The organism is Streptosporangium sp. NPDC002544, from assembly GCF_040295965.1.
Lineage (GTDB): Bacteria > Actinomycetota > Actinomycetes > Streptosporangiales > Streptosporangiaceae > Streptosporangium.
Genome location: NZ_JBEOWJ010000086.1, coordinates 1 through 2,876 on the forward strand (window position 1 = coordinate 1; position 2,876 = coordinate 2,876).

Genomic DNA, 2,876 nt, shown 5'->3' on the forward strand with positions numbered 1-2,876 from the left:
GCAACAGCAGCTCCGGGCAGGGCCCGATCCTCAACCTCGAACGGCCCGCCAACGTCACCTACAGCGGCAACGCCATCCCCATGGCCCGATACGCCTTCCCCGAAGGCTCCCGGCCCACTCTCAGCTACTGCAACCAGTTCGGCGTCACCGACGAGTTCCCCTCGATCCTGTCGGTCACCATGCACCTGCGCATCACCTGGCCCAGTGCTCCCGGCCAGCCTCCGAATCCGCCTCAGACGCTGCGTACCTGGACCAAGACCTGGGAGGTGCCCACCGTCTGCCGCAAACCCGATCCCAGTCCCGAACCCCCGGTCTGCAACCCCACCCAGTACTACCGTGAGCGCTGGGTCAGTGGCGGCTATCGGCAGTCCTTCGCTGAAACCGCCACCCTCACCGAATACCCCGAGCCTCAGCAGGCCGTTCGCACCCAGGTCACCCGGTTCCTGACCGAGCGCCAGAAGGGCTACTACGACGCCGTCGTCGCTGAGCTGACCACCCCCGGCAAGCCTCTCTTCCAGGCCAACGCCGATCTGACCACCGCTCTGCGTCTGCTGCAGGCCTACACCGCGGCGGGTTTCCCCACTGCTCTCAATGACGACGAACTCCTGCAGGTCCTGCTGCACGGCGCCGAACGCCTTCCCGCCGACACCCCCGGCGACACCACCATCACCACCATCTTCCGCACGGCGCAAAACACTTACAACTCTTGTGCCGCCACCTCTGACGCGGCCTGCGCCGCGACTTTCAATCCCTTCGCCGGCCAGCAGCATGCCTGGCTGACCAACTGTCTGACCTGGTACAAGAACCAGCTGCCCGTTGCCAGGTGGAGCCAGGATCCGCTGGCCAACACCATCGTGGCCTTCGCCTACCACACCGCCGACACCCTGCGCCTGCGCTACGACCACCACTCCAAGAGCCTCAAACAAAACAGCTACACCGAGACCCTCGCCCCCGTCACCACCGCCCACAAACTCCTCGAAACCTACGACACCGTGATTCACACCCCCACTCCATGACCGGCTGACAGCACAGACAACACCAGGCACGCGGTCCGGGGAACGATGGGCGGAGTCATCGGCACTCGTTCTCCCGGCCCGCGGCATAGGCGGATCCGTCATCGGCGGATCCGAAGGAGGATGATCGGTGAGATCGAGCAGAACCCGTGGCGGGTCGGCGGTAGCCCGTCTGGCCAGGGCGATAAGGGTGGTTCTTCCCCTCGTGCTGACAGCGTCGCTGCTGCACGGAACACTCGCGGCGCCCGCGCACGCCGGGCTGTCCCTTGACGGCCAGCAGCGGATCGACACCGTCTTGCACGCGGCCACGATGCGTCTGCGCAGTCCGCAGCTTTTCAAGGACGTCGTGCTCAGCCTGCTCCATGTGGCTGAGGTCACCCGCAACCCCACCGCGAGCGAGGAGCACTACACCCAGGCCATCAAAGCGTCCGAGACCGGAATCGGCGCGAAGCTGGACCGCGCCTATCCCGGAGCCGGCCATGAGGTCGACGCCCTTGTCCGGATCGGCGCCTTGGCGGAGGACCCGGGATATCGCGAGATCGGTGTGGTGCTGAACGGACTGGTGAACGAACTACCCGCCTCCCCGCAGCGATACGACGACTGGCGGCAGTCCCTCTCCAGCCAGAGGTCCGCCGACGCCGAGGCGGCCGTCGTTCTGCGGGGGCTGAACGAGAAGGCGGCGGCGGCGATCCGGGAGTTGAGCGCGCAGCGGGGTGCCGACCACCCCGCCGTCAGGGCGTGGAACGCCGAGATCGGTGCCGACTCCGGCATCACCGCGAGCGCCACGACCGACGAGCTGCTGCAGAGCTCGCCCCTGAAGGACGCCGTCGACCTTCAAGCAATCATGAAATTCCCGCAGAGCGACCCGAAGCATAAAGAAGAAGTCATCAAGCAGCTGAACCAGTTGCTGGCCAAGAGCAACGAGAGCGTCAAGCAGACGGTGAAGGACATCGAGGTTCTGCACAACGGAAGCGACGGCGCCTTCCTCTGGGTCACCTACGCGCCTGCCGCGCCACCCAGTGCCTACGACCTGGCGGCGGAACGCGCCAAGACGCGGCAGGAGAGCATCAACGCGGCAGGGGAGGGGCTCAGGCTTCTGACCTCGATCATCGGGCTGACCAATCCCAAGGAGGCGCAGAAGATGGCCGCCGTCTGTGACGGGGTCATCAAGGTCGCCACCGCCGTCAACGAATACCTCCCCAAGATCGCCGGCAAGGGCTGGCGGGAGGCGGTCTTCTCGACCGGGACGGCGGACCTCGCCAAGACCGTCATCACCACGGTCGTCGCCCTGCTCCCGCTCTTCCAGACCGGTCAGCCCAGTCCCAATGAGATGATCCTCAAGCAGGTCGGCGAGCTCCGCCAGCAGGTGGCGGGCCTGCACAACGCGATGAACGAGCAGTTCGCCCGGGTGAACAAGAATCTCAACGTCATCTACACCGAGATGCTGGGCAAGTTCGACGAGGTCCTGAAACTGGAGCAGGTGTCGATCGCCCAGCTCACCCAGATCCAGGGACAACTCCACACCATCGAGCAGAAGGTGGACACCTGGTCGAGCGAGATCATCAAGTCCCTGCAGAACGAGCACCTCAAGAATGTCCGGGTGGCGCTGAGCCAGCATCTCAGATATCGCGAGACCCATCAGCAGCCGATCCCGACCGTGGGAGAGTTCGACAGCACGATGAACCTGGTTCATTTCGCTGGGGTGTCGCAGGCGCGGGAGGAGCCGTTCGTGCCCAGCGCGGGCAGCTACCCCACTCACGAAAACGATCCGGTGGCCGCGCTGGATCTGTATGAGGAGACCGGTGGTGCGACCGGGTTCTTGACCTGGTACGGCAACCGTAAGTACGGATGGCCCGCCAGCGT

The 2,876-nt window shown here is 65.2% G+C and carries 2 protein-coding genes; both read left to right on the plus strand.

What is annotated here, in order from left to right; all coding sequences use genetic code 11:
* Positions 1 to 1,016, plus strand: a 1,016-nt coding sequence (locus ABT061_RS48200; RefSeq protein WP_350930438.1) for a hypothetical protein, incomplete at its 5' end; no start/stop codon positions are given.
* Between the two features lie 127 nt (positions 1,017 to 1,143).
* The coding region (locus ABT061_RS48205; RefSeq protein WP_350930439.1) for a hypothetical protein at positions 1,144 to 2,876 on the plus strand (1,733 nt) is incomplete at its 3' end.